This is a genomic window from Helicobacter vulpis (genome assembly GCF_003660395.1).
Lineage (GTDB): Bacteria > Campylobacterota > Campylobacteria > Campylobacterales > Helicobacteraceae > Helicobacter > Helicobacter vulpis.
Genome location: NZ_QXQT01000005.1, coordinates 71,199 through 97,265, shown reverse-complemented (window position 1 = coordinate 97,265; position 26,067 = coordinate 71,199). Strand labels below are relative to the sequence as shown.

Annotated in this window: 19 protein-coding genes and 2 pseudogenes; 14 read left to right on the top strand and 7 right to left on the bottom strand. The window is 47.7% G+C overall.

The genetic code is table 11. The features are described 5' to 3' along the window. The 6 genes and pseudogenes from EAO38_RS02890 to EAO38_RS08860 form a co-directional block, all read left to right on the top strand. Positions 1-908, top strand: a pseudogene (locus tag EAO38_RS02890) (hypothetical protein); the annotation flags it as partial. Positions 909-1,260: 352 nt separating this feature from the next. After that, on the top strand, positions 1,261-2,451 hold the full coding sequence (locus tag EAO38_RS09120) for a tRNA methyltransferase (RefSeq protein ID WP_235852484.1): 1,191 nt from the start codon (positions 1,261-1,263) through the stop codon (positions 2,449-2,451). Beyond that, positions 2,448-3,614: a tRNA methyltransferase gene (locus EAO38_RS09115; RefSeq protein ID WP_235852483.1), complete on the top strand. Its 1,167-nt coding sequence runs from the start codon at positions 2,448-2,450 to the stop codon at positions 3,612-3,614. The genes EAO38_RS09120 and EAO38_RS09115 overlap by 4 nt, the downstream gene beginning before the upstream one ends. After that, complete coding sequence (locus tag EAO38_RS09110; protein ID WP_235852482.1) at positions 3,615-4,655, top strand: hypothetical protein; 1,041 nt, start codon at positions 3,615-3,617, stop codon at positions 4,653-4,655. It begins immediately after the preceding gene. Positions 4,656-4,663: 8 nt separating this feature from the next. Next, positions 4,664-5,713: a hypothetical protein gene (locus tag EAO38_RS02870; RefSeq protein WP_121020922.1), complete on the top strand. Its 1,050-nt coding sequence runs from the start codon at positions 4,664-4,666 to the stop codon at positions 5,711-5,713. Beyond that, the gene (locus EAO38_RS08860; protein ID WP_162982662.1) at positions 5,713-6,942 is read left to right on the top strand and encodes a hypothetical protein; all 1,230 of its coding nucleotides are present in this window, start codon (positions 5,713-5,715) and stop codon (positions 6,940-6,942) included. The genes EAO38_RS02870 and EAO38_RS08860 overlap by 1 nt, the downstream gene beginning before the upstream one ends. 1,150 nt (positions 6,943-8,092) lie before the next feature. Here EAO38_RS08860 and EAO38_RS02855 read toward each other — a convergent pair. Both EAO38_RS02855 and sppA read right to left on the bottom strand, forming a co-directional pair. Then, positions 8,093-8,530 carry a copper resistance protein CopD gene (locus EAO38_RS02855; protein WP_121020920.1) on the bottom strand — a complete coding sequence of 146 codons (438 nt, stop codon included), beginning with the start codon at positions 8,528-8,530 and terminating at the stop codon, positions 8,093-8,095. A 110-nt stretch (positions 8,531-8,640) separates the two neighbouring features. Then, on the bottom strand, positions 8,641-9,498 hold the full coding sequence (gene sppA / locus EAO38_RS02850) for a signal peptide peptidase SppA (RefSeq protein WP_121020918.1): 858 nt from the start codon (positions 9,496-9,498) through the stop codon (positions 8,641-8,643). 54 nt (positions 9,499-9,552) lie between these two features. Here sppA and EAO38_RS02845 point away from each other — a divergent pair, with 54 nt between their 5' ends. The 3 genes from EAO38_RS02845 to EAO38_RS02835 all read left to right on the top strand — a co-directional run bounded on the left by EAO38_RS02845 (position 9,553) and on the right by EAO38_RS02835 (position 13,412). Beyond that, positions 9,553-9,768, top strand: a complete 216-nt coding sequence (locus tag EAO38_RS02845) for a hypothetical protein (RefSeq protein WP_121020916.1) — start codon at positions 9,553-9,555, stop codon at positions 9,766-9,768. Between the two features lie 14 nt (positions 9,769-9,782). Then, a complete protein-coding gene (locus tag EAO38_RS02840; RefSeq protein ID WP_121020938.1) occupies positions 9,783-11,126 on the top strand; it encodes an MFS transporter in 1,344 nt (447 codons plus the stop codon). Positions 11,127-11,294: 168 nt separating this feature from the next. Further along, positions 11,295-13,412: a methyl-accepting chemotaxis protein gene (locus EAO38_RS02835; RefSeq protein WP_121020914.1), complete on the top strand. Its 2,118-nt coding sequence runs from the start codon at positions 11,295-11,297 to the stop codon at positions 13,410-13,412. A 6-nt stretch (positions 13,413-13,418) separates the two neighbouring features. Here EAO38_RS02835 and hypE read toward each other — a convergent pair whose 3' ends face one another. From hypE to EAO38_RS02820, 3 genes are read right to left on the bottom strand one after another with little or no spacing between them, the layout of a single operon-like run. Next, positions 13,419-14,408 carry a hydrogenase expression/formation protein HypE gene (gene hypE / locus EAO38_RS02830; RefSeq protein WP_121020912.1) on the bottom strand — a complete coding sequence of 330 codons (990 nt, stop codon included), beginning with the start codon at positions 14,406-14,408 and terminating at the stop codon, positions 13,419-13,421. Then, a complete protein-coding gene (gene hypF, locus EAO38_RS02825; protein ID WP_121020910.1) occupies positions 14,390-16,612 on the bottom strand; it encodes a carbamoyltransferase HypF in 2,223 nt (740 codons plus the stop codon). The genes hypE and hypF overlap by 19 nt, the downstream gene beginning before the upstream one ends. Beyond that, complete coding sequence (locus EAO38_RS02820) at positions 16,612-17,607, bottom strand: agmatine deiminase family protein (RefSeq protein WP_121020908.1); 996 nt, start codon at positions 17,605-17,607, stop codon at positions 16,612-16,614. The genes hypF and EAO38_RS02820 overlap by 1 nt, the downstream gene beginning before the upstream one ends. A gap of 47 nt (positions 17,608-17,654) precedes the next feature. On the opposite strand from EAO38_RS02820, the gene tsaD reads away from it, so the two are divergent. From tsaD to EAO38_RS02795, 5 genes and pseudogenes are all read left to right on the top strand, one after another. Beyond that, positions 17,655-18,680 carry a tRNA (adenosine(37)-N6)-threonylcarbamoyltransferase complex transferase subunit TsaD gene (gene tsaD / locus EAO38_RS02815; RefSeq protein ID WP_121020906.1) on the top strand — a complete coding sequence of 342 codons (1,026 nt, stop codon included), beginning with the start codon at positions 17,655-17,657 and terminating at the stop codon, positions 18,678-18,680. A gap of 71 nt (positions 18,681-18,751) precedes the next feature. Then, complete coding sequence (locus EAO38_RS02810) at positions 18,752-20,344, top strand: methyl-accepting chemotaxis protein (RefSeq protein WP_121020904.1); 1,593 nt, start codon at positions 18,752-18,754, stop codon at positions 20,342-20,344. 46 nt (positions 20,345-20,390) lie between these two features. Continuing rightward, positions 20,391-22,282, top strand: a pseudogene (gene mnmG / locus EAO38_RS02805) (tRNA uridine-5-carboxymethylaminomethyl(34) synthesis enzyme MnmG). Further along, positions 22,279-23,424: a succinyl-diaminopimelate desuccinylase gene (gene dapE, locus EAO38_RS02800; protein WP_121020902.1), complete on the top strand. Its 1,146-nt coding sequence runs from the start codon at positions 22,279-22,281 to the stop codon at positions 23,422-23,424. The pseudogene mnmG and the gene dapE overlap by 4 nt, the downstream one beginning before the upstream one ends. Continuing rightward, a complete protein-coding gene (locus tag EAO38_RS02795) occupies positions 23,414-23,761 on the top strand; it encodes a hypothetical protein (protein ID WP_121020900.1) in 348 nt (115 codons plus the stop codon). Before dapE ends, EAO38_RS02795 begins: the two co-directional genes overlap by 11 nt. Here EAO38_RS02795 and hsrA read toward each other — a convergent pair. After that, a complete protein-coding gene (gene hsrA / locus EAO38_RS02790) occupies positions 23,758-24,438 on the bottom strand; it encodes a homeostatic response regulator transcription factor HsrA (protein WP_121020898.1) in 681 nt (226 codons plus the stop codon). The two genes, EAO38_RS02795 and hsrA, sit on opposite strands and share 4 nt — an antisense overlap. A gap of 99 nt (positions 24,439-24,537) precedes the next feature. After that, a complete protein-coding gene (gene glpT / locus EAO38_RS02785) occupies positions 24,538-25,977 on the bottom strand; it encodes a glycerol-3-phosphate transporter (protein ID WP_121020896.1) in 1,440 nt (479 codons plus the stop codon). Positions 25,978-26,067 lie beyond the last annotated feature (90 nt).

The following is a 26,067-nucleotide window of genomic DNA, read 5'->3' as shown; positions in this document are numbered from 1 at the left end:
CTACCACCCCTAAGCAAGATCCCCTTCAAGAAAGCGCATCTATAGAAACCACCCCTCCCAAGGGCATAGCCCAAACCCCCGCCCCTCTAGACCCCCAAGTCAAACAGGAAACAACCCCTAAACCTCAAGCCCAAAATGTTCCCTCCACATCCCCCCTACCCCAAGAGGCACCCCTTGCTAATGTGGGCATGGGTGATTTGCAAGAATTTGCCTGCGGGACTTGGAGCTACGACGATGCCAAGCTAGAAGCCACACGCCCAACCATTATGCGGAGCCTAGATAAAGCCAGCGGGCAGTATTTGGATTTGACCCCATGCAATTTGCAAAGCGATCCTAGCCATGGTAAAACTGGTCAGATCACTCTAGCTTATACCCAATTGCCCGACAAAGTAGAGACTCTAGGTCCCACGCAAACCACCCACACCTTTAGTTTGTCTAAGGCCAATTATTCCCAACGTCTGTGCTACAGAGCCAAAACGCGCCAGTGTCTGCGTATCGATCCCAACACCACCCAAGAGTGGAGCAGTACCTACTCCACCACCACCATCAAAACCACCCAAACTTACGAACGCCCACCCCAAGTGGGCGCGTCCACACCCACGCACTACGTGCGCGAGCTCACAGAGAATAAAGCCGAACGCACCACCCATGTACAAAAAAATGAACTCAATTTGGATGCGGATTTTATGCAATTTGTAGAGGTTTATGAGGGAAAATATTTAGACGATCAAGTTAAGAGCAGCCCGGAATACAAAGCGTGGGTGGAAGCCGTAGTGCGCCCTAATCAAGGTACTTGCAGCCAATACGAAGTAGAGGAATTGCTGAAGGGCAAGCGCGTGCTCCCTAGTATCCATAACACTCGTATTGTGTGTGTCAAGAGTGGGGATTATGTTTTAGACAAGCCATAGCGCATGCTAGGGGAAATGGGGTACAGATTCGCAAAGCCCTGCGTACAAATATGGGGTAGAAGTGCAGCTCAGAGCAAACTTGCACATAGAACGCCATTTGGAGTTTTTCTATTGACACTTCTCATACAAACCATCATGCTAATTTCTAATTGGTACAAACACAGGGTGTTTGTACCCAATATTTGACCCCAATCTCTACCAACCAAGCCCTTTTGAAACGTCTGCACCTCGTGTGCCTGCCCTCTCTTGATACGCCCTGTATCTATTTGGACTTCCATGATAGAGTAAAAACCATCTTCTCTAATAACGCGCTGTGCTTGGCATTACAAACACACTTCACAAAGGAGCTTAAATGATCCGCTTACTTCTCTTAGCTCTCTTGGTCTCAAATTTACAAGCTAAAGAAGAGGTAGTAACCATCTTTATCCCAATAGGCACGCTCCAAGAATTCAAAAACACCCAAGAATTTTTCAAGGCGTTTAAGGTGCTCTATGGCTACATGCAAAAATCCTACACCAAGATATACAAACGCCTCAATGTCACAAAGGACTCCTATATTGATAAATCCGATCTGACTTTGGCCATGGCAAATTACACAAATGCCTCCATCCCTCTAGCCAAAGCCCTAGCGCAACATGTCCCCTTGTTTAAAGAGTTTAAACCCAAAAACCAAAGAGAAGAGCTTTTTTTAGAGCATGTGAAGGATATGGCAATGCTCCATGCCCTGGACATCATAGATGGCTCGGCATATGTCAAAGACACTCCGAGCGCAAAAAAGATTGCAATTCTTACCCACAGATTTTTACACACCACCGCATGGCTTTATGCCCCGCTTTTCAACGCCCACAAGCTAGGGCTAGATGTGATCGCCTATCTGCAAAAAATCCATCGTCTCTTGACTAAAGGCGATTATAGTAACCATTATACTGTGTTTAGAAAGATCGAGGATTTTGATAAATTAAGGTCATATGAAGCAGACGAAAAAAACATTATCCCCCATAAACCTTTTAGAAAACGCTTAGTTGAAGATATGGATAATGCGGATATGCCCACAAGAATCTTTCGTAAACACTATGGTTATTGGGCTGCGCTCGTTTTGAACACAATTTGTGATGGAGAGATTGCCACAGACTGGATAGGCGAAGAAGCGACATTGTGGGACTTCTGGTATAGAAAAACCGCATGCATAGACCCCGAATACCTCTTTGATCTCTACGCCGCACGGGCGCTCCCATTAGACAACAACGCCTTTTTTTACGACAAATTAAAAGACAGCCCCGCCCCCATTTTAAAAGACCACCCCACCATGTGCCTAAGCCCCAAATATTTAAGCGCACAATCACAGCAAGCCTGCCAACAACTCTTTCAAGCCCAAACCTACAACGCTAAAGACATTCAAGAGCAATTACGCCTTGTGCGCCTTGTCTCCATTGATGAGAGCCCATGCGTGTATTTAGACTCGCAAAACAAGTTGCAAACTTTTAAGTCCAGCAACCCCCTATGCCACGCCTTGCAGACAAATTTAACAAAGGACACCCAATGATCCGCCTACTTCTCTTAGCTCTCTTGGTCGTAACTCTACAAGCTAAAGAGCCCCCAAACCAAAATGCCCAATTTTTCAAGGCGTTTAAGGCGCTTAAAACCTACTTTGTTCGCTCCCAAGATCGCATACATAAAGAGTATATGCAGACAAGAACGCCTGATAATATTGTAGGCTATAATGTAAGAGATTTGGCATCCATCACATCGTGTTACACAGATGCCGCCACCCCCCTAGCTAAAGCTGTAGCAGCACAAATACCCTTGTTTAAAGAGTTTAAGCCCAAAAACCAAAGAGAAGAGCTTTTCTTAGTCCATGTTAGGGATATGGAAATGCTCCATGTCCTAAATGTGCTCGATTCTCTCATCAATTGCTACAATTGCAAACCAAAAAAAGCCACAGCCCACATCTTTTTAGATGTGATCGCCTTTCTTTATGCGCCTCTCATTAACGCCCACAGGGCGGGGCTAGATGTGATCGCCTATCTCCAACAACTCCACAAGGAGTTTTCTCAAAAACAGCTTGATGGGAGCATTGACAAGATCAAAGAGTTCAATATGGCAAGACTTGATGAAAAACGAGAAAAACACATGATCCCCCACAAGCCTTTTAGAAAACGCCTAGTCCAAGATATGGATCATGCAGAGAGACTGATAAGAATTTCTAGGCAAGAGTGGTATTTTTGGGCGCTCTCAGTTTTGGACACAAGATTGGGCGGTAACTTGGATGAAGATCGCGATAATCTTGTGTCCAGTTGTCGAGGAGGGCTAAGCAAGTTTTTAGATCAAAACGCCCAGCGCATAGACCCCGAACATCTCTTTGATCTCTACACAGCACGGGTGATCCCTCTAGAGCGCAACGCCCCTTTCTATGACCGCTTAAGAAATGATAATCCCAAGATTTTAAAAGACACACTAAAAGCCCACCCCACCATGTGTTTAAGCCCCAAATACTTAAGCGCAAAATCCCAGCAAACCTGTTTGCAACTCTTTAAAACCCAAAGCTATAACGCTAAAGACATTCAAGATCAATTACACCTTGTGCGTTTGATCTCTATTGATGATAGCCCCTGTGTGTATTTAGACCCTAAGGACAAGCTCCAAGCGTTTAAATCTAAAAATGCGCTATGTGTGGCGTTGCAAAAACATTTAGAAAGGACTTTTTAAATGCATTTAAAGCTAGCGGCTTTATTGCTTGTGGGCTTCATCCACGCATCGCCTGCCAAATGGCTTTCACAAATGGAAGTTTTACAAGCTAAGGTGTTGGAGCGCTACGCCATCTCTAGCGATGTGCGCTCTAGGCACGGATCACGGAGGTTAGAGCAAGAGCCTTTGAAGAGCTCTTTAGAGCAAAAAGCCCAAGAAATCCGCGCTCTAGCCCAAAATTTCATCCAAGAAATGCCCCTTTTAAAGGCTTTGAAACCTAATAAAACCCTCAAGATTTTAAGTCAAGCCCAGCTTTTAGAGTTGCTTAATAGCTCTATGCCAAAAGCCAGAAACAAGGCGGGTAAATACCAAGCCCTCAATAGCCCCCAAGCTAATCTAGCCTTGTTTTTGTCCCTGCTAGAAATCTATAGGCCCTTAGTGGCGTTGCAAGAACAAGGCGTGCATGTTTTAGAGGATTGGCAACACTTACCCCTCCAAAAGCCCAAACCCCAAGATGATTTAGTTATGGGGCTTGCCTTTAAAGTCAATATACTCAAGGACTTAGGTAAGCAGACTATCAAAGTGTCCCAATCTACAATCATGGCTTACACACTCAGCTCAGAGTTGTGGAGTGTGCCCCATAGATTGCAAGAATACGCCCCCCACGATCCCAAGCTAGACACTTCTTTAAAGCAAGTCCTAGCTTACCAGTTATCCCGATCTTGGAGCGATATTCAAGATTGGGGCTTTTATATCGATCAGGTCTTTGATGTGGATCGACCAAAAACACCTCAAAAACCCTTAAAATTATCTGCCATTGTGCAAAGACCTAGTGTGTGCTTGCTAGGCGCACTCCTAAACCCTTTGTCCCAACAAACCTGTCTTAATGCGCTTAAAAAGCCTCCAGCCAATCTCTATCACAACCTAAAAAGCTACTTGAAAACCCAACGCCTTTTAAATGTGGAGAATACTCCTTGTATGTATTTAAATCTGCAGGATAAGCTCCAAGTGTTTAAATCTGACAACGCGATCTGTCAAGCCCTGCAAAAGATGAAATTTTAAGGAAATCTATGCCCCTTTTACTTTGGATGGGCTTACTCTTTCTGCCTCTGCTCGCAAATCCTATTCAAGAAATACAAGCCTTGTATGGGCGTGTGCGCCCTCCCTCTTTGCACGCCTTTTTGATAAACCTAAGCCCCCAAAGACAACAAATACTCCAACTAGCCCAAAGTGTTGCTATCCCCATTTTAAAACAATTCAAGGCAAGCACTCCCAAAGAACACGCCATGCTAGAAGCGATGCATCTCTTTAGCACTCTTGCCCTCTTAGAGCTCATCCAAGAATCCATGCCAGATGATCCAAAAATACCCCAATTTAGCAAAACAACTAAACAAATTGCTTTAGACTTTTCACAAATCAATACATTTTTCTATGCCCCCCTTTTGCAACTCCAACAACATGGGATTAACCCCTTTGCATACATCGGTTTTATCCACCACTACACCAACACGCACGCGTGTTGGACTCCAGATTGTTTAAACATGGATGAGATATGGCAAGACACAGATAGCCTAGAGGTCGGTGTGTATAATGACACCCCCCATAAAAGCCCCGCGCTCGCCCATCTCTTTAGAGATTTAGACATGGGGCTTAGCGCTTATGGGATTTTAAATAGATTGATGGGCTTGGGCAATGAGTGCCCTACAACACTTATTGTAGATTTTGCCCAAGCGCTAGGCAATCCCAAGCTAGTCCCACTCTTATACCAGCTTTTAGATTATCACTACTTCCAAAGCATCCATTTAGCCAGAATAGGAGGGGCTTACCTAGAGACACTTGCCCAGCTTAAGAGCGCGCCTAGCCAAATTAAAAGCACCCCTGAAGTCTGTTTATATCCCTCTTACTTGGATTCTCAATTCTTAAACCTCTGCTTAAAGAGTTACCAAAACCCTAGCAAAGCCCTAATCTTGCGCATGCAAAAAAAGCTCAAAGAAGAACGCTTGATCACCCTAGATCACATCCCTTGTTTATACCATAACCCACCCCAACAAATCCAAATTTTTAAATCTAAAAATGCGCTATGCTTGGCGTTGCAAAAGCGCTTAAATAAAGGATTTTGATGACTCGCTTACTAGGCATCCTTCTACTCATCAGCCCCCTATGGGCTGTAAGCCCTAATTTGGTCCAAGAAATGCAACAAGCCCGCGCGTTGATGGTTAAAATCTACTACCAAGCTTTTAAAGAGCGTTGCGATCGCGTAGATAATGACATGGTCTATTCAAATGCCATGCAAAAGGGAGCACCATCCCTTGTCAAGCACCTACAAGCCTTTGTCAATCATATCCCGCTTTTACAAGCCCTCACACCCAAAGACCCCAAACAAGCCCAAGTTATCAAGGCACTTAAAGCTTTTGAGATATTTAACCTCGCTGCCTTTTTGCGCGACTCTATCCCTGATATTGATGATTGCAGAGACGATCCAGAGCATCCAGAGCGTGTTGCACCCTTTAATGCTAAAAAGAAAACTTTAAAATTTTTAAAGGGCATCGAGCTGATCTACACCCCCTTGATTGAAGCGTATCATCAGGGTTTAGACATCACAGATTATTTACAGACATTGCAAGCCAATCTTAACGCGCCAAATCTTTATAATTATTTGTTTCACATGGGAACTCAAGAAGATATTTTAGACATGATTAAAGGCGCGAAGACCCCGACCATGCGCCATTTTTTTAAAGATTTTAAATACATCGGTGCGTGCAACGCTCTCATTAATAGCCGATATAACGGCTTTAGTTTTGATATAGATTCTGACCCCGAAAATTTTTTACAAACCCAGATTATCCGTTCTATGGGTGCTAATGTGCAACAAGATTTACAATTATGGGCAAATTATTACGATGCGCGTGTCCTTGCCTTCTTGGGGGATTATGCAGATCAATACAGCAGCAACATGGAAAATTATTGGCGTGTTGTTAGCAATGTGCGCGAAATTCAACACCCTTCTGGCGGGGGTTTAATTTTTGTAGGTGGCCCTGAGGTCCATGAGTTTGCAAAAGCCATGAAGAGCATGGCAACAGCGATGCAACTAACTCTCCCCCAAAACCCCACCCCCTGCTTGCAACCCCAGTATTTAAACCAAGAGGCTAAGGCGGTTTGCCTGCAAATTTTTCAACAACACACCTACAACCCCAAACCCTTACAAAAATACCTAAACTCCCTGCGCCTGCTCTCTATTGACAACGCCCCCTGTGTGTATCTTAACTCTAAGGACCAACTCCAAGCGTTCAAATCTAACAATGCCCTATGCTTGGTATTACAAAAACACTTCACAAAGGGGCTTAAATGATCCGCCTACTTCTCTTAGCTCTCTTGGTGTTAAATTTACAGGCTAAAGAGCCCCCAAACCAAAATGCCCAATTTTTCAAGGCGTTTAAGGCACTTAAAACTTACTTTGATCGCTCCGCAGACCGCATACAAAAAGAGTATGCGCAGACAAAAGAGCCTGATAATCCTAGAGCCTATAGTCTAAGAGATTTAGCATACATCACAGCACAATACACAGATGCCTCTATCCCCCTAGCCAAAGCTGTAGCTAGGCAAATACCCTTACTTCAAGAGTTTAAACCCAAAAACAAAAGAGAAGAGCTTTTCTTAGCCCATGTTAGGGATATGGAAATGCTCCATGCCCTAGATGTGCTCGATTCTCTCATCAATTGCTATAGTTGCCAACCAAAAGCCGCAGCCCACATCTTTTTAGATGTGATCGCCTTTCTTTATGCGCCTCTCATTAACGCCCACAAGGCGGGGCTAGATGTGATCGCCTATCTTAAACAACTCCACAAGGGAATTTCTCAAAAACAACTCTATGGGAGCATCCAAAAGATCGGAGACTTCAATATGGCAAGAGTTGATGAAAAAAATTTAAAAAACATTGTCCCCCATAAGTCTTTTAGAAAACGCTTAGTCCAAGATATGGATCGTGCAGAGACACTGATGGGAATTTCTATGCAAGACTGGGGTTTTTGGGCGCTCTCAGTTTTGGACACAAGATTGGGCGGTAGCTTGGATGAAGATCGTAATGATCTTGTGTTGGATGATCAAGGACTAAGCGAGTTTTTAGAGCAAAACGCCCAACGCATAGACCCCGAACATCTCTTTGATCTCTACACAGCACGGATAATCCCACTAGAGCGCAACGCCCCTTTTTACGATCTCTTAAGAAATGACAACCCCAAGATTTTAAAAGACACGCTAAAAGCCCACCCCACCATGTGCCTAAGCCCCAAATACTTAAGCCCACAATCTAAGCAAACCTGCCTACAACTCTTTCAAGCCCAAAACTATAACGCTAAGGATATTCAAGATCAATTACATCTTGTGCGTTTGATTTCTATTGACAACGCCCCCTGTGTGTATTTAGACCCTAAGGATAAGTTGCAGATTTTCAAATCTAAAAATGCGCTATGCTTGACATTACAAAAACATTTGAAATTGGCTCAAATAAACCACATCCATTTGGCGCAAATCACAATCCCCACACCCAAGATCAACACAAAAGGGTGGATGATGGGAGCTAGAGGGTTGGACTTGTTAAGAAATTTGCAAGCCAAAGAGAAGATCACTAGCGCGAAGATCACACAGGCTAGAGCAACTTTACAGAGCAACAGACGTTGAAAAGGAGTCTCTAGCCATCCCTTCTCTCCTCCTACATAGTTGCTCAACATAACCCCCCCAGTGAGTAGGAGGAGTAAAACGCAAATGGGCATGATTTTGATCGCGCGCGATCCGATCGCCTGTTCGATCTTGCTGGCTAACTCTGGGGTAAAGCGCTTTAGAGCACGGGATAGAATCGCCACATCAAAGAAAAGATAGCCCAAAAAAATAATGGCACAACACAAATGCACCAACAAGGCATAAGGATACAGCGTTTCCATACCAAAACTCCATCCATGAAATAAAGCGCCATTATAGCTAAAACCCTTCTAGCTACATATCAAAGACACAAGGGCGCAAACGCGCCATAGGTTTCATAGCCCAAATTGCTTTAGCGCACTTGGTAACCAAGCGCTTGGACTAGGGCGCGGCCTGTGGATGTCAAGAGTCTATCCACAAAGACCTCCCATTTGTCCTTTTGTAACCAGATAGGTCTCTTAACCCCGCTCAAACGCTGTAATTCTGCCACCGCCTGTTGGTAAGTACCGATTTTATCAATGAGTTTGAGATCTAGAGCTTGTTTGGCGCTAAAGATTTTGCCCTCTGCAAAGTTGGGCGCGTTTTTGGGGTCTAGGTGCCGTGCGCGCGCGACATCGTTCACAAACATTTGGTACTGCGCGTCTAAGAGGTTATTGAGGTATTGTTTTTCTTGAGGAGTCCAGGGGCGTGTGAAAGTACCCACCTCTTTATACTGCCCCTTGGTGATCCCTTGGGTCTTGATCCCCAGCTTGTCCATCAAGGCTGAAATATCTGCCCCCTCAAAGATCACCCCAATGGAGCCAATCAGCGCGCCCCGATTAGCATACACCTTGTGCGCCATCATACCCGCATAATAGCTCCCGCTGGCCATCACCCCGCGCACATAGGCCACCACCGGGACTTCCTTATTCAGCTCTGCGATCAAATCGCTCAATTCCACGCTCGCGCTAATGCTCCCCCCGGGGGAATCGATCACCAAGAGTACCCCTTTGATATGTGGGTTGTCTAAAATCTTTTGAATTTGTTCTTGAAAACTCGCGCTTTCAAAAATCGGGCCATAGAGATGGATTTTTGCCAAATTGGCAGGGGGCGGTGCCTCGTGTTTGCCCCCTAAAAACAAGAAAGCCAACACGCTTAAAAACACAAGGCTTTTAAAATACTTGGTGATAAAATCCAAGGGAGCGGTGATGATTTTAAACAAATTAGCCAAAAACTCTCCTTTAGTCTAGTTTGAATTATGTTATAGTAGCAAAAAAGGGGGCGCATGGCGTGCAAATTCTGTCCTAAGATTAGAGGGAGCGATCTCTTGTTTATTGTGGTGGCAGGGGTGGCTTTTTATGGAGTCTATAGCTACCAAATGCACCAAATAGAGCAGAGTAGCCGCGCCCAACGCGCCAAAGCCTTTGAAGATCTCCAACGCGCCTGTGTCTTTGAACACAAAAAAGACGCATGCCAACGGGTTTTTAGCCCGAGTCCTTGATTGGGAAGGTTGCTATGTTCAAACAAATTTTACCCTTAGTACTTGTCTCTTCCTTGCGCTTTCTAGGGCTTTTCATTGTTTTGCCCGTCATCGCGCTTTATGCCGCGCATTTTCAAGCCAGTGCTTTTATGATGGGTTTAGCGGTGGGAGGCGCGTACTTTACGCAAATTCTCTTCCAAACCCCTATAGGGATGTTGAGCGATGTCTACAGCCGTAAGGCGGTGGTACTGGGATGCTTGGGGGTTTTTGTGCTGGGGTCTTTGATATGTTTTTTTGCGCCCAATATCGCTTGGTTAGTAGTGGGCAGACTGGTACAGGGCATGGGGGCGATGGGGGGGGTTTTGAGCGCCATGGTGGCCGATGAAGTCGCTGAAGAACACCGCACGCATGCGATGGCGTTGATGGGCGCGGGGATCTTCATGGCCTTCACGGCCGCGATGGTGATAGGGCCTAGTGTGGGCATGGCCTTTGGAGTCCAGTGGCTCTTCTTGCTCACCGCGTTGATCAGTTTGGGGGCTATGGGTTTGATGTTCAAAGTGCCTAATTCGCCTAAGATTCTCTACACACTCAAAGAAAAACCCAATTGGCGCACCGTGCTCCAAGACAAGAATATTTTCATCATCAATAGCTGTTCTTTCTTTGAGAAGTGCCTAATGACCTTGATCTTTGTGTTGATCCCTTTGGCCATCGTACATGAATTTGGCATGGCAAAAAGCGTACTTTGGAAGATTTACACGGCCGGGGCACTCATAGGCATGGTGAGCATGGCTCCAGCAGCCATTATTGCAGAAAAATTTGGCAAGGCTAAGGCGGTGTTATTGGCCGGAGTGCTCCTATTTTTAAGCGCCTATGCATGCTTGGCCTATGCCGATCACAACCCCCAATCCCCCACGCGTTGGCTTTTCATTCTGGGGATCATGGTCTTTTTTGCTGGCTTTGGCACTTTGGAGCCCATCATGCAGTCTTTGGCCAGCAAGTTCGCCAAAGCCCATCAGCGCGGGTTAGTGCTGGGCATGTTTGTAACCTATGGCTATGTGGGCTCTTTTCTAGGGGGGCTCTTGGGGGGCATGGGGTATACTTACTTGGGGGTTAAAACATCTGCTTTTATTGTGATGGGGGTGTGCGTGCTTTGGGGGGTGTTGGTGTTGGCTTTAAACAACCCCAATAAACAACAAAATGTCTACTTCCCCCTAGATGCCTTTGATCGCGAGAAATTCAACGCTCTAGAGGAGATACCCGGCATCGTTGAATGGTATGTCAATGAAACCCAAAACACCATCATCGTCAAATACGACACCTCCTTACTGAGCCAAGAAGACATCATAGACGCTTCTGTGGCCTTTAGGAAAACGCAATAGGGGGCGCGCCACGCCACAGAACACCGCGCGTTGTACCTAATAGACATTGCCACGCGTGGACTTGCTTCTTCATGTTTTTTTTACGTTAGAATTCTCAAATTAGAATCCCGTAATAGTTCGTAGATTAGAGTTAAGATAGAAATAGCAACATCTTCAGCGAGGTAGATCATGAATTTGTCCAATCTTCGAATCGGAACAAAACTTGTCGCTTTTGTCATTGGGATTCTTTTAGTCATTTTCATCGTGCTCTCTTTGGTGATCACCTATAAATCTTCCAAAACTCTGCAAGCAGAGGCCTATAAAACGCTTTACAATGTCGCCAAGAGACATGCTAACCGAGTCATCCCCTCCTTTAATCAAGGTTTTGCTCTTCTAGAAACCTTGAGAGCGACGATTCAAGCCTCCATTGCCAACCATTCTTTACGCGAAGATGACTTGACTAATTTTGTGCGCATCGCCTTTGATGAAGCCAATTGGTCAGACTATTGTTTTCTTTATCTCCCGCGCGCCGTCTTTAAAGACGCGCACACAAAAGTCATTCCCAAGCTTGAAGATGTGGAACACCTCGTCCATGAGGGTTTTTATCTCGCCCTTAAAGATACAGATGTTTCCCATATGGGTGGAATCATCCCTCTTTCTATCCAGCAGAGTGCTGATGTGTTCAATAATGCCAGCGTGAAAGAAGCGTTACGTCAGAATAAAGACACTTTGAGCGAGCCCATGCGCATCAATATTGCCGGGGATGACATCACCTCCGTCATTGCCACCATCCCTATTAGAAACAAGCACAAGCAGGCCATAGGCTTTATTAGTCTGACCATCAATTTAGCCAAGATGCGCCAAGAAATCATCTTGGATAAGACCAGTTCGGTCTATCAAGGCGATATTATCGCAGTGGTTTCTTCTATGGGCAAGGTGGTTGCCTTTCCGGATATAAAGATGATTGGCAAACCCCTGATAGAAGTCAACCCGGGCCCCTTGACAGAGGCCATTTTAAAAGCCATGAAAGAGCATAAAGAAGGGGTTTTTCCCTATGTGAATATCAGGCACGAACAATCTTTCATTGGGTTGGTGAATTTCAAAGTGTGGCGCGATATTGATCAATTCTGGTCTGTCTTCATTGTCGCGCCCAAGCACGCGGTTTTCAAACCCAAAGACGAGCTTACAAAACTTGTCATCATCACCGCCTTCGTCTCTCTCATCGTCGCGGGGGTGTGTGTGGCGCTGTTGGCCAATAAGATTATCTCTGCGCGTCTGTCTGTGGTGCTAGAAGGGCTGATCTCCTTCTTTAGGTTTTTAAACCATGAAAAAATCCCCCTCAAACTTTTAAAGGTACAAAGCAATGATGAGTTGGGGCAAATGGTGAACGCCATTAACGCCAATATCCAAAAGATTCAAAAATCTTTGGATGAAGACGAGCAAGCGGTGTCCCAATCTGTCAGTACAGCCAAGATCATCGAATCGGGCAATTTGAGCGCGCGCATCACACAAATTCCTGCCAATCCCCAGCTAAAAGAACTCAAAAACGTACTAAACACGATGCTAGACACCCTAGAGAGCAAGGTGGGCAGTAATATGAATGCCATTAACGCTGTCTTTGAATCCTATAAAAAATTTGATTTCACCGCTGAAGTCTCTAATGCAAAGGGCACGGTGGAAATCACCACCAATATGCTAGGTCAAGACATGCGCGAAATGTTGCGCGCGTCCTACGCCTTTGCTAAGGAATTGTCTTCCCAAAGTGCTATTTTAAAGGAATCTATGCAAGCCCTCTCTAACAGCAGCGTGTCGCAATCCAATTCTCTAGAACAGAGTGCCAAACAAATCGAAGAGATCACAGTCTCCATGCAAAACACCAGCGCGAGAACTGCAGAGATCACTAAGCAGGCTGAAGAAATCAAGAGCATCATTGGTGTTATCCAAGACATCGCTAACCAAACCAATTTGCTTGCCCTCAATGCCGCCATAGAGGCCGCACGCGCGGGCGAACACGGGCGGGGTTTTGCTGTGGTGGCTGATGAGGTTTCAAAATTAGCCGAGAAAACGGGAAAATCTTTAGGTGAAATAGAGGTCAATGCCAACGCTTTAGTCCAAAGTATCAATGAAATAGTCGCCAATATTCAAGAGCAGGCAATGGGGATTGAACAGGTCAATAAGACCGTCGAACAGTTGGAGGTTGTGGTGCAAGAAAACGCCCAAATTGCCCAAGACACCAACGCGATCACCCAAAAAGTGAACGACATTGCCAAAGAAATTTTAGAAGATGTGCACAAGAAGAAGTTCTAGAAATGCCTAACAAATGCGCGGCAACAACTCCCCCTCAGGCATTTCTAAATACCGCTTAGAACCCCATGGGTTGCGCAGGTGCACGCAGGGGGTGCGCGCCTGAATCACCTCCCCGATGAGGGCCGGGTTTGCCCCCCCTTCTTTTAAGAGATCGCACACCTCTAAAGCGTCCTTATTCTCTACACTGAGCACACACACCCCCTCATTAGCCAAGACATAGGGTTCAAGCCCTAGAATCTCACACACCCCCCTCACCCCCTCTAGCATGGGGATTTTGTCTTCTTCAATTTCAATCCCCACGCCAGAAGCTAAAGCCCATTCATGCAGCAGGGCAGCCAGCCCCCCGCGCGTGGCATCTCGCATGGCATAAATTTGATAAGGGCTGTTTAAAACCCCCTCTAACACGCTAAAGAGTTGTTTACAATCGCTTTTTAGCGGGGTGTGTAATTGGATTTCATGGCGCAAAGAAAAGAGCAGCGCGCCATGCGCGCCAATATAATCGCTCACAACAATACTCTGCCCTATCTTGAGATTTTTCGCGCTCAAATGCGGGTAAATCACACGCCCTAGCGCGGTGGTGTTGATAAAAAGCTTGTCCACACAGCCCTTAGGCACGACTTTAGTGTCTAAGGAAAGCAATTTGAGTCCGCCTAATTTTAACTCCCTCTGCACAGAGGCTAAGATTTGCTTTAAAAGCGCGATCTCTAAGCCCTCTTCTAAAATAAAACCCATGCTCAAAAACTCCGGGCGCGCCCCGCGCATACACACATCATTCGCGCTCCCGCACACGCTCAATTTGCCAATATCCCCCCCGGGGAAGATGAGCGGATCGACCACAAAACTATCGGTACTCAGCGCGCACAAGCCCCCCTCAAAAATCCCAGCGTCCTCGCCCTCTGCACATAAAAACTCTTGTAAATAGGGCTTGAACACGCCATCAATGAGCGTTAAACTCTCCTTGCCTCCATTGCCACAACTCAGACTGACATGCCGCATGCTTGCCTCCTTTGGTTTTTCAAATACTCCACCTGCCCAAAGGCGATCGCCCCATCTCCAAAGGGCAGCATTTGGGGGAAAAAGACCCTATCGCCTAAAAGCCTGCTGATCCCCTCACAAAGCAAAGAGTTCACAAACACCCCACCCCCCACCAGCAAGGGCGCGCGCTGGCGCGTGTGTAGCTGCAAAGCCAAATGGGCTAGGGCGTTGTGAAATTTGCGCGCGCTTAAAGCCTCTTGCCCCTTTAAAAGATCGGCTTGTAATTCTGTGAGCAGGGCGCGGTAGCTGATATGCTCTTGATCTAATTCTAGGGCATAGCGCGCAGAGGTGTTAATAGAGCGCGCCAAACTCTCTAATTGCGCCGCGCTTTGGGCTTCATAGCTATTAAGCCCCCCCACCCCACAAAAACACGCGATCGCATCAAAGAGTCGCCCTAGCGAAGTGGTGGCGTGGGTTTGCAGATGGCAATCAAGCATGCGATCTAAAATATCCCTATGTTCTATCTGGAGGCGATCTAGCAAGCCTTGCAGATGGTGTGTGCGCGCCAGGGCGTAGGCGCAATAAGAACTATCTTTAAGGGCTTTAGGGGTGGTTAAAATCTCAAAGGGTTCTAGGCTATAGAGGCGTTTAACCTCCCAAAAGCCTTGATAACACGCCTCAAAAACCTCCGCGCCCCATAATTGCCCTTGCAAACCTAGCCCAAAGCCATCGGCAATCCAACCTAGCACTCTTTGCCCCGGCTCTAAAGGGTGCGCGCGCGCGTATTCGCCCAAAAGGGCGTAAAAATGCGCCTCATGGTGTTGGACTTGGCTTAAAGAAGTGCCCCATTCTTGCGCCTTTTCTTGCCCTAGCTTAGAAGAGACATAGCCCGGGTGTAAATCTATGCCGACATGCTCGGGTGTGCCTCTTAGGTGGTGGTAGAAGTTTAGGGTATCTTGGTAATGCTCTACACTCTGCACACTCTCTAGGCTACCCATCTCAGGGCTCACTAGGCTAAAATATTGGCTAAAACATAAAGAGGCTTTGCTTTGCGCCCCAAAGCCACAGAGTAGTTCTGAATTTGAGCTAGGCACACTTAAAGGGGCAAGAGCGCGCCCCAAGCGCACCACCCCCACACACCCCCCGCTCACACGCACCACGCTATCCTCTATGGGGTGGACAATGGCGCGATCGTGATCTAAAATGCCCTCCACTTCAAGCGCGCGTACCTGTTCTAGGGTATGAAAAATGCCCACGCCCTTGTAATTAGCGCTGGTAAAAATCAAGGGGCGATCTAGGGCTTGTAAAATCAGATGGTGCAAAGGGGTGTAGGGCAGGCATAACCCTAAAGTGTCTAAATGAGGGGCAATGAGGGGGTTTAGGGGGGCTTTGGCGCGGGCGATGAGAATGGGCGCGCTACTCTCTTGGAGGGTCTGCTCCTCTAGGGGGTTGAGGTAAACTAGATCGCGCGCCATTGCCAAATGCGCCACCATCACACTCAAGGGTTTAAAGGGGCGCGTCTTGATTTCTCTAATGCGCTTGGTGGTTTGCGTGTTGTACGCATCCCCCATGAGCGCAAAGCCTCCGATCCCCTTGATCGCCACCACGCCCCCTTTTTGCAAAACCTCAATACAGGCTTGCAAAGGCGCGCTTGTGTTGACTCCCTCTTGGGTGTGAAAACTTAAAGCGATCGCACATTGGGGGCAGGAGAGCCCTTGGGCAAAAAAACGCCGACTTTGCGGGTCGTGGTAATCGCGTGCGCATGCGTTGCACATCTCAAAGGCGCGCATGCTCGTGTTGTCGCGATCAAAGGGCAAATCATAGAGCATGCTAAAGCGCGGACCGCATTGCGCGCAAGTGGTGAAGGCATAGCCATAAAAACGGCTAGTAGGGTCATGCAAATCTTGCAAGCAAGCCATGCAAGTGGCTTTGTCTAAGGGGAGGGGGTCTGGCGTGTGCGGAGCACTCAAACTAGGCTGGATAGAAAAATCTAGGGCGTTTATTGCTATGTCTTGGGTGTGTATCTCTAAAATCTGGGCTTGGGGGGGGAGTTTAGCATGCAACTTGCTTAAAAATGCGGATTCTAGGGATTTTTCTAACACAATCTCCACCGCTCCGCCCACATTGCGCACAAAACCATGCGCGCCCAATGCCGTGGCGATTTGATAGACAAGGGGTCTAAAGCCCACCCCCTGCACCTGTCCATAGACTAGAATTTGACGCATTAATAAAGTTGCATGGTCGCGCAGTGCAAGCTCCCGTGTTGGCGGATCAAAAAGGAACAATCCACACCCACCACTTCAATTTGGGTGTGTTTTTGTAGGGTTTTAAGAATTTGGGCATCTAAAGGGTCATTATAGGTGGGTACAAAGAGCACGCGTTGCCCCCTGCTGTTGGCAAATAAGAAATTGGCGTAAGTGGCGGGCAGGCGTTGCTCTTGGTAAAACTTGGGGCTAGGGAGGGGCAGGGGGATGAGTTTGTAGCGTTTTTTATCCAAAGTCCTAAAACTCTGCAGGGTTTTTTGCATCTCTTGTAGGGGTTGGTATTGGGGGTCATGGGGGTCGGTGCAACTCACATAGGCGATGGTCTGTGGGTCTAAAAAGCGCGCTAGCGTGTCAATATGCCCATCGGTATCATCCCCGGCTAGGGGAGGCGCGTCTATCCATAAAATCCTAGAGAGACTGAGCTCTTGCTTGAGCCTGGCGATGGTTTTTTCTGGATCGGGGTTGCGGTTGGGGTTGAGCAGAGAATAGCGATTCGCTAAAAGCGTGCCCGCCCCATCTCCCTCAATACTCCCCCCCTCTAAGATCACATCTACAAAACGCAAGGGATGTTGCAATAGTCCCTTTTGGGCTAGGCGCATGCTAATGGTGTTGTCTAATTTGCTCTCATACTTATTACCCCATGCGTTGAAGACAAAGTTGAGGTAGAAATGCACCCCGGCGGTTTCTACGCACAAAGGTCCAAAATCGCGCGCCCAAGTGTCGTTGGTGTCTAATAACACCACCTCTACATTGTTCAAGCGACTTAATTTATCCAACCCCCCGCTATCGCTGGTGTGCACACACACCAGCACGCGTTGGTAATTGGCTAAAGTGTTGATGATCTTTATATAAGCTTCCCGCGCTTCTTGCAAATACGCGCCCCAATCGCTAGAGGCATGCGGGAACGCCATTAAAATTGCGCTCTGTTTTTCCCATTCTGCTTTAAATCGTGCCATTTTCACCCTTGTAGTATAATGGGGTGCATTATACTACAAGGGTCGTGATGATTTTAAGTATTGAAAGCAGTTGTGATGATAGCTCGATCGCGCTCACGCGCTTAGAGGATTCTAAATTGCTCTGGCATGCCAAAATCTCCCAAGAGCAAGAACACAGCGCGCATGGGGGGGTAGTGCCTGAGTTGGCTTCGCGCCTGCACGCGCACAATCTACCTCTACTGCTCCAAAGAGCTAAGGAGTTTTTAGGGGGTAAAACCCCCTTTGCCCCCCTCAAAGCCATCGCGATCACCACGCGCCCCGGATTGGCGATCACACTTCTAGAGGGCTTGATGATGGCTAAAGCTTTGGCTCTGAGTCTAAAACTGCCCCTCATTAGTGTGGATCACCTCAAGGGGCATCTTTATTCTCTCTTTATCAACCAGCCCCACGCGCGCCTCCCCTTGAGCGTGCTATTGGTTTCTGGAGGGCATACTCTAATTATAGAAGCGGATAGTCCCACAGACATGCGCATTATCGCCAAAAGCTTAGATGATAGCTTGGGAGAGAGTTTTGACAAGGTGGCTAGAATGCTAGGCTTGGGCTATCCGGGGGGGCCTGAAGTAGAAAAATGCGCAAATCTGTGCCCTGCAGGGGAGCAGTACCCCCTCCCCCTCCCCCTTAAACAAAAAAGCGCGTTGGCTTTTAGTTTTTCAGGGCTAAAAAACGCCGTGCGCTTGGCGGTGGCTAAAGAACAGCCTTTAAGCCAAGAAATGCAGGCACAAATTTGTGCGGGGTTTCAAACAACTGCCTGCGCGCATCTATTGCACAAAGTGCGGGCGTATTTAGAACATGCCCGGGTGGGGTGCTTTGGCTTGGTGGGGGGGGTGAGCGCGAATGCTTACATCCGCACGCAATTAGAAATCTTGTGTGCGCAATTTGGGGTGGAGCTCTTGTGCGCCCCCCTAGAGTTTTGCACGGACAACGCGGCGATGATCGGGCGTGCGGGGGTGGTGGGCTATCAGGGGGGGGCATTTGCCAATTTGCACACTTTGGACATCCACCCCCAGACAGAAATTCCAGACACCACCCCCTAGAGCCTTATTATCACTTTTTATGTTAGAATGCTAGATGAAAACCGCAACACGAAGAAATTGGAGAGAATTTTATGCTGAGTTTACGCGCGCGCGCCCTAGTTTATATGGTCGTTCTGCTTGGCGTTTTGGCCTTTGCGATCTTTATGACCGTCAAACGAGATTATGCAAGTTTGACAGAAATACAAGGAAAAGAGGTGGCCAAGAGCATTAATGCCTCCATTATCAACACCATCGTACAAGCCATCACCGTGGGCACGACAGAGGCTATTTATAAAGCCATTGATGATAGTAATAAGCTCCCGGGGGTGCAAATGAAGTTTTACCCGGGTCAAGGAGATATTAAGCTCTTTGGCTTGCGCGATACCTTTACTCAAGACCCCGAAATTTTGCGCTACTTCAATAATCCAAGCACACCCCAAGAGGTGAAAGTGCGCGAGGAAGGTAAGAATCGATACGTACGGGTTTTACAACCCCTTGTAGGGGATAAAAGCTGTGTAACTTGCCACACCAATAACAAACCCGGAGAGATGATTGGGGTGATGCAAGTCAAGCTTTCTTTAGAGAGTGCCCAACGCAATGCGGATGCTTTTAGTACCAAAACTTTGCTTTGGATGATTGGCATTTCTGGGGGCATTATCTTATTGATTTTCTTTGTGGTGCAAAAAGATGTGATCAACCCTCTTAACAATCTCAAAATCACGGCTAAAAATTTAGCCTCATCTCAGGAAGCAGACTTGACCAAAAAACTCGAAATCAACTCTAAAGATGAGATCGGTACTGCTTGTGGCTTCATCAACAAATTCATCACCAAGATCGCAGACATTGTCAAGATTGGGAAAGGCATTGTTGAAGAAAATAACCAAGTGGGCGCGGCTCTAAAAGACTCTACAATCACCCTAAACGAAGCGGCCGATCGCGAGCTCAAATCCGTAGAAAACTTGAAGAATATCAATCACGAAGTGAGTGAAAATTTAAACCTTGCGAAGGGAAATTTAGGCAGCACGATAGAAAACTTGGATCAAACTGGCGTGATTTTGGGGGCTTTCATTGATAAAATTCAAAACTCGGTAGATATGATTTTAGCGTCTGCGCAAAACCAGCAAGAAATCGCCACGGAATCTAGCGAGTTAGTCAGCCATGCTAATGAGATCAAGGGTGTGCTCTCCATCATTGAGGAAATCGCCAACCAAACTAACTTATTGGCTTTGAATGCTGCTATAGAAGCCGCGCGCGCGGGCGAGCATGGGCGCGGGTTTGCCGTGGTTGCCGATGAAGTGCGCAATCTAGCTAGCAAGACGCAAAAATCCTTGGGCGAAATCACCGCGATGGTGAACATGGTTACCCAAAGTATTGAGAACATGGGGGCGCGGATTCAAAGCGTGGCGACCCAATCTCAAGAGGTTTCAGAACAAACTTCTTTGCTCATCACCGATGCCAAGAACGCCACGGACAATTTGAGCGCCACCAAGAGTAGGTCTCAAGAAACCCGCGATCGTACTGATGTCGTGGTGGCAAAAATGGAAGAACTCAACCAAGTTACCACTGAGTTTCTCAACATCTTTAAGGAAGTTAAGGCCGTGCGCCAACAGCTAGAAGAACATAGTCTCAAGCTGGTTACTAAAAACCAAGAATTAGAAAACGAATTTGGGAAATTCAAGGTCTAGGGTTGTTGGGCTTATTGGGGTATAATACCCTTAAAAAGGGGTTGTTATGCAAGTGGATATTGTGGTGGTGGGTGGGGGGCATGCGGGCTTAGAAGCCGCCCTTGTGGGGGCTAAAATGGGTGCGCGCGTGCATATGCTCACCCTCTTGGTGGATAATATCGCTCTAGCTAGCTGTAACCCGGCCATTGGGGGGCTGGGTAAGGGGCATTTGGTTAAAGAAATTGACGCGTTAGGGGGGGTGATGGGGCTTTTGGCGGACAAAAGCGCGTTGCAATGCCGCATTTTAAACGCCTCAAAGGGACCCGCCGTGCGGGGCACACGCGCCCAAATTGACATGGATATTTATCGCATTCTAGCGCGCAATTTAGTCTTGCAAACTCCTAATTTGAGTGTTTCTCAAGAGATGGCAGAAGAATTGGTACTAGAGGGGGGGGCTGTGGTGGGGGTTAAAACCAATCTGGGCAAGTTGTACCGCGCCAAAAAGGTTATTTTGACTACGGGCACTTTTTTACAAGGCTGGTACATATTGGCACACACCAAAGCCAAAACGGGCGTTTTGGAGAGAGCGCGTCTGTGCAACTCTCTGGGTGTTTGCAAGCCTTGGGCTTACAGGTGGGCAGGTTGAAGACGGGCACTTGCCCTAGGTTGGCTGGGGCTAGCATTGACTTTAGTCAATTAGAACCCCACTATGGCGACTCCAACCCTCCAAAATTCAGCACTAAGACCCAGGATTTTCACCCCACCCAGCTCCCCTGTTATCTCACCTACACCAACCCCACCACGCACGCTATTATAGAAGCTAACTTGGACAAAGCCCCCATGTTCAGCGGGCAAATTGAGAGCGTGGGGCCGCGCTATTGCCCTAGCATTGAGGATAAGATTCATCGTTTCAAGGACAAGGAGCGCCACCAACTCTTTTTAGAGCCCCAAACCCGATCGGCTAGCGAGTACTATGTCAATGGCTTAAGCACCTCTTTGCCCTTTGAAATTCAAGAGCAAGTGATCCACTCCATCAAGGGGCTAGAACACGCCCACATCACGCGCTATGGTTACGCCATTGAATACGACTTTGTGCAACCCACAGCATTGCACCACACCCTAGAAACCAAAAAAATCCCCAATCTCTACCTAGCCGGGCAAATCAATGGCACAACCGGCTATGAAGAAGCCGCCGCACAGGGGCTAATGGCGGGCATTAACGCCACTTTGGCTCTAGGGGTTCGCACGCCTAGTTTTACAGAAAAAACTTTTATCCTCACACGCAACCAAGCCTATATCGGGGTGATGATTGATGATTTAGTGTGTAAAGGCACCCAAGAGCCCTATCGCATGTTCACCTCGCGCGCGGAGTACCGCCTCTTGCTCAGAGAAGACAACGCGCGCTTCAGGCTGGGGGCTTATGCGCATGCGCTAGGTTTGATGGACGATTGCGATTATGCCAAACTCCAAACCCAGCAAGATCAGATCGCAGCGGCCATGCATGTCCTCCAACACATGAGCATAACCCCCAACAAGCTAACCCTAGAAAAACTCCAAGCCCTAAATCAAGCCCCCATTAATGATAAATGCGATGGGGTGTTTTTGGCCGGACGCGATGGCTTTGAAGAGCAGGATTTACGCGCCTTTTTTACATGCTTGCAGGACTTAGATACAGAAGTGCTCGAACAGGTTAAAATCGCCTGCAAATACCATAGCTATATTGAGAAACAAAGCGCGTCAATCGCTAAAATGGAGAGTTTATGGGACACTAAAATCCCTCAAGACTTCGCTTTTGAGCGCATTGCGGGTTTGGGATTAGAAGCCATTGAAAAATTGAGCAAGCATCGCCCTAAGACCTTGTTAGAGGCCTCTTATATCAGCGGGATCACCCCGGCCAATTTAGAGGTCTTGCAGATCTATTTGCACTTGCATGCCAAAACCGGGGGGGTACTCCTATGAGCGTGCTGGCGTTGGCGCAAAAATTGATCACCTACCAGACTATCACTCCCAAAGAAGAGGGGATTTTTGCATGCATTGGGGAGTTTTTAGGGGATTTTGAGGTGTTGCGCGCGGATCAAAATGGGGTGAGCAATGTGTTGTTTTACAAACGCTTGGGCGATCCTAACCAAACTCCCTTGCATTTTTGCTTTGCCGGGCATGTGGATGTGGTGCCTGTAGGGGAGGGGTGGAAGCATGACCCTTTTGGGGGCGTGGTGGAAAAGGATTTTCTATACGGCAGAGGGGCTCAGGACATGAAAGGAGGGGTAGCAGCCTTTGTGTGCGCCATGCGTGATGTGTGCGCCGCGCTTGGGGAAAATGCCCCCGCGCTCATTCTCTCTATTTTGCTCACCAGCGATGAAGAGGGTGAGGCCCAATTTGGCACGCAACACATTTTAGAAGTTCTAAAAGAGCGGGGTTTATTGCCCCATTACGCCTTAGTGGCCGAGCCTACCAGCGTCAAAGAATTGGGCGATAGCGTGAAAATTGGGAGGCGGGGCTCCATTGGGGGTAAAATCATCGTGCAGGGCATCCCCGGGCATGTCGCCTACCCTAAAACTTGCTTGAACCCCATCGATCTCATCGCTAGCAAGCTTGGTTTGATGACGGGGGTACATCTAGATAAGGGCAATGCCTTTTTTGAGCCCTCAAGACTCATCATCACCACCCTTAAAAGCGATTCGGGGGCAAGCAATGTAACGCCCAAATCCCTAGAAATTCTCTTCAATGTGCGCCACTCGCCTGAAACCACTCTAGAAGATGTGGCCAATTTTTTAGATATTGTGTTGGAAAAAATCCCCTGTAATATCGCCCTAAAACAGCATTCTTTACCCTTTCTAAGCCCTAAAGATGGCGTGTTGGTGGGGCATCTTCAAGAGGCGATCTCTAGGGTTTTAAAACGCACCCCTTGGCTCAACACGCATGGGGGTACTAGCGATGCGCGCTTCTTGGCCGCCGCGGGGGTGGAAGTGGTGGAATTTGGCTTGCCCAATGATCGCATCCACACTATAAATGAACGGGTGCGTGTGGGGGACTTGGATCAACTTTACAAGGTGTTCGTAGAATTACTCCATCTCATCATTAAGGAAGCGCATGCCAAATAAACATCTAGTGTTTAGCTCGGATAAAATCGGAGAAGGGGAGTTGGGGGCTAAGGTGGTCGTGGGGTTTTTAAATAGCCTCTCTGCAGTGTCCCCAGACTTGCTGCCTAAGCAAATTATCTTTTTAAACCGCGGGGTGCTCTTGAGCACGCAAAACAGCCACATAGACAACACCCAAGCCCTGCAAGCCTTACAGAATTTAGAAAAACTAGGGGTAGAAATCCTCTCTTGTCAAACCTGTGTGGATCACTTTGGGGCTCAGGTGGCTGTGGGCAGGCTTACCAGTGCTCCAGAGGTGCTAGAAACCCTTCTCAGTAGCCATAACGCCATTTCGTTCTAGTGCTCTGTGCCGCTTTTAGGATAGCAGAAACGATACCCCCTACGGCGCACAGTTTCGACTGTGGAAATCCCTAGGGGTTTGTCCATCTTTTGGCGGATTTGGTTGATCGCCACCTCGATCACATTGGGGGTTACAAGCTCGGGTTCTTCCCAAATCGCGTCTAATAATTGCTCTTTAGAAACGATTTGATCGCGATGGCGCGCTAGGTGGGTGAGCACCTCAAAGGGCTTGCCCTTGACCTCAATTTCCTTGCCCTTGTAGATGATCTTCTCCTCATCGGGGTTGATCACCAAGTCCTCAATCTCAATAATGCTCGAACCCCAAAAGCGCAGGCGCGCCTCAATCCTAGCGGCCAGTACACCCAAATCAAAGGGTTTGACGATGAAGTCGTCCACGCCCTCTTTAAAGGCTTTGATCTCCTGTTCGCTGGAGGCTTTGTTGGCGAACATAATGCTCACAATGGCTGGGTGTTTGGATTTGGCATAGGGGATAAGATTCAACCCGCTCCCATCACTAAGCTCCATATCTACCAAAATGAGATCATAATTGCGGATACTGATGTAGTACTCCCCATCTTCTAGGTTTTCGGCCATATCCACCTGAAAACTCTTCTCACCCAGATAAGCACTGACCTGCTTACTCAAATGGACATCACGCTCCACTAACAAAATACGCATCCTCATCCTTTGTTGTTAAACTTAAAGGATTATAACATAAGTTTTTAATCCGCGATGTGCCCCCAAAGAAAGCCCGCTGGTTGCCACAGCCTTAACTCCTCACTCTCCATAATGATCGCTTAAACTAGCCTTGTGTTTATTCTCAGCCAACATCACCACCAACATCAAAACCACCGCACACACCCCCCCGCCCACCATCACATAAAACCCCCCATCCCAACCAAAACGATCGGCTACAAAGCCTATTAGAGCTGAAGCAGACACAGTGCCCCCCAAATACCCAAATAAGCCGGTAAAGCCGGCCGCTGTGCCGGCCGCCTTTTTGGGGGCTAGCTCTAGGGCGTGTAACCCAATGAGCATCACAGGCCCATAAATGAGAAACCCAATGGTGGTCATCAAGATAAAATCTAAGAGTTGGTGGGGGTTGTTATACCAATGGACATAATGGGCAAGCTGGTCTTTGGGCGTGGCCGGGTTGAGCCAAAGGGCTAACACGGCTAGGGTGGTTAGACTCATAAAGATCAAGCCGGTTAGCCCCCTTTTGCCCTTGAAAATCTTATCAGAGACAAAACCACAGAGCAAGGTACCCGGGATTGCGGCTAATTCATAGAGGGTATAAGCCCATGCCGTGCCCTTGATATTGAAATGCTTGACTTCGCCCAAATACACCGGCGACCACTTCAACACCCCATAGCGAATCAAGTACACAAAGACATTGGCCAGCGCGATCGCCCATAGGAGTTTGTTTTTGAGTACATGGGTGATAAAAATCTCCTTAGTGCTTAAGTTGTGCTCATAGGTTTTTTCATCGTAATTAGGCGGGTAGTCGTTGCGCCATTTCTCTATGGGGGGGAGTCCGCAAGATTGGGGCGTGTCCTTCATCACCAAAAACACCGGCACAGCCATGAGCATGGCTAAAATGCCCGGGTAATACAACGCCTGGTGCCAGATGTCCTTAGCGCTGGCTTGCACCCCGTGCTGGCTAAAGTAGAGCGCGCCGGCTAAGAGCACCATCATACCGGGCACCATCCCCCCCACATTGTGCGCACAATTCCACACCGACACCACAGAGCCGCGCTCACGACTAGACCACCAATGCACCATCGTGCGCCCACACGCTGGCCAACCCATGCCCTGAAACCAGCTATTTAAAAAGATGAACACAAACATGACCGCCACGCTAGAAGTCGCCCAGGGGGCTAGCCCCATGAGTGTCATGCACAAACCCGATAACAACAACCCAGTGGGCAAGAAGACCTTAGGATTGGAGCGATCCGAAAGGCTGGCCATGAAAAACTTAGAGAGTCCATAGGCTAGACCCATCCCCGTGCCGATGATGCCTAGCTGGGTTTTGGTGTATAGACCCGCTTCAATGAGCCCTTTTTGGGCCAAGTCAAAATTAGAGCGCGTGAAGTAATAGGCGGCATAGCCAAAGAAAATCCCTAAAAACACCTGATAGCGCAAAGAGCGATAAGTGGGATCGACCTTGTCTGCTTGCAGAGGGGGTTTGTGGGGGGCGTTTTTGAAGGGGCCAAACATGTACATCCTTTTAACCCAAGTACACGCGTTATAGCACAGATCGGTGGTTTATCTCTCCCCTTAAAGGGCAGGTACAGCGTTTGATTGCGC

Excerpts from the sequence above, each read along its gene's own strand:
- EAO38_RS09120 (WP_235852484.1), top strand. The coding sequence starts at position 1,261 with ATGATCCGCTTACTTCTCTTAGCTCTCTTGGTCTCAAATTTACAAGCT.
- EAO38_RS09115 (WP_235852483.1), top strand. The coding sequence starts at position 2,448 with ATGATCCGCCTACTTCTCTTAGCTCTCTTGGTCGTAACTCTACAAGCT.
- EAO38_RS09110 (WP_235852482.1), top strand. The coding sequence starts at position 3,615 with ATGCATTTAAAGCTAGCGGCTTTATTGCTTGTGGGCTTCATCCACGCA.
- EAO38_RS02870 (WP_121020922.1), top strand. The coding sequence starts at position 4,664 with ATGCCCCTTTTACTTTGGATGGGCTTACTCTTTCTGCCTCTGCTCGCA.
- EAO38_RS08860 (WP_162982662.1), top strand. The coding sequence starts at position 5,713 with ATGACTCGCTTACTAGGCATCCTTCTACTCATCAGCCCCCTATGGGCT.
- EAO38_RS02855 (WP_121020920.1), bottom strand. The coding sequence starts at position 8,530 with ATGGAAACGCTGTATCCTTATGCCTTGTTGGTGCATTTGTGTTGTGCC.
- EAO38_RS02845 (WP_121020916.1), top strand. The coding sequence starts at position 9,553 with ATGGCGTGCAAATTCTGTCCTAAGATTAGAGGGAGCGATCTCTTGTTT.
- EAO38_RS02840 (WP_121020938.1), top strand. The coding sequence starts at position 9,783 with ATGTTCAAACAAATTTTACCCTTAGTACTTGTCTCTTCCTTGCGCTTT.
- EAO38_RS02835 (WP_121020914.1), top strand. The coding sequence starts at position 11,295 with ATGAATTTGTCCAATCTTCGAATCGGAACAAAACTTGTCGCTTTTGTC.
- hypE (WP_121020912.1), bottom strand. The coding sequence starts at position 14,408 with ATGCGGCATGTCAGTCTGAGTTGTGGCAATGGAGGCAAGGAGAGTTTA.
- hypF (WP_121020910.1), bottom strand. The coding sequence starts at position 16,612 with ATGCGTCAAATTCTAGTCTATGGACAGGTGCAGGGGGTGGGCTTTAGA.
- EAO38_RS02820 (WP_121020908.1), bottom strand. The coding sequence starts at position 17,607 with ATGGCACGATTTAAAGCAGAATGGGAAAAACAGAGCGCAATTTTAATG.
- tsaD (WP_121020906.1), top strand. The coding sequence starts at position 17,655 with ATGATTTTAAGTATTGAAAGCAGTTGTGATGATAGCTCGATCGCGCTC.
- EAO38_RS02810 (WP_121020904.1), top strand. The coding sequence starts at position 18,752 with ATGCTGAGTTTACGCGCGCGCGCCCTAGTTTATATGGTCGTTCTGCTT.
- dapE (WP_121020902.1), top strand. The coding sequence starts at position 22,279 with ATGAGCGTGCTGGCGTTGGCGCAAAAATTGATCACCTACCAGACTATC.
- EAO38_RS02795 (WP_121020900.1), top strand. The coding sequence starts at position 23,414 with ATGCCAAATAAACATCTAGTGTTTAGCTCGGATAAAATCGGAGAAGGG.
- hsrA (WP_121020898.1), bottom strand. The coding sequence starts at position 24,438 with ATGCGTATTTTGTTAGTGGAGCGTGATGTCCATTTGAGTAAGCAGGTC.
- glpT (WP_121020896.1), bottom strand. The coding sequence starts at position 25,977 with ATGTTTGGCCCCTTCAAAAACGCCCCCCACAAACCCCCTCTGCAAGCA.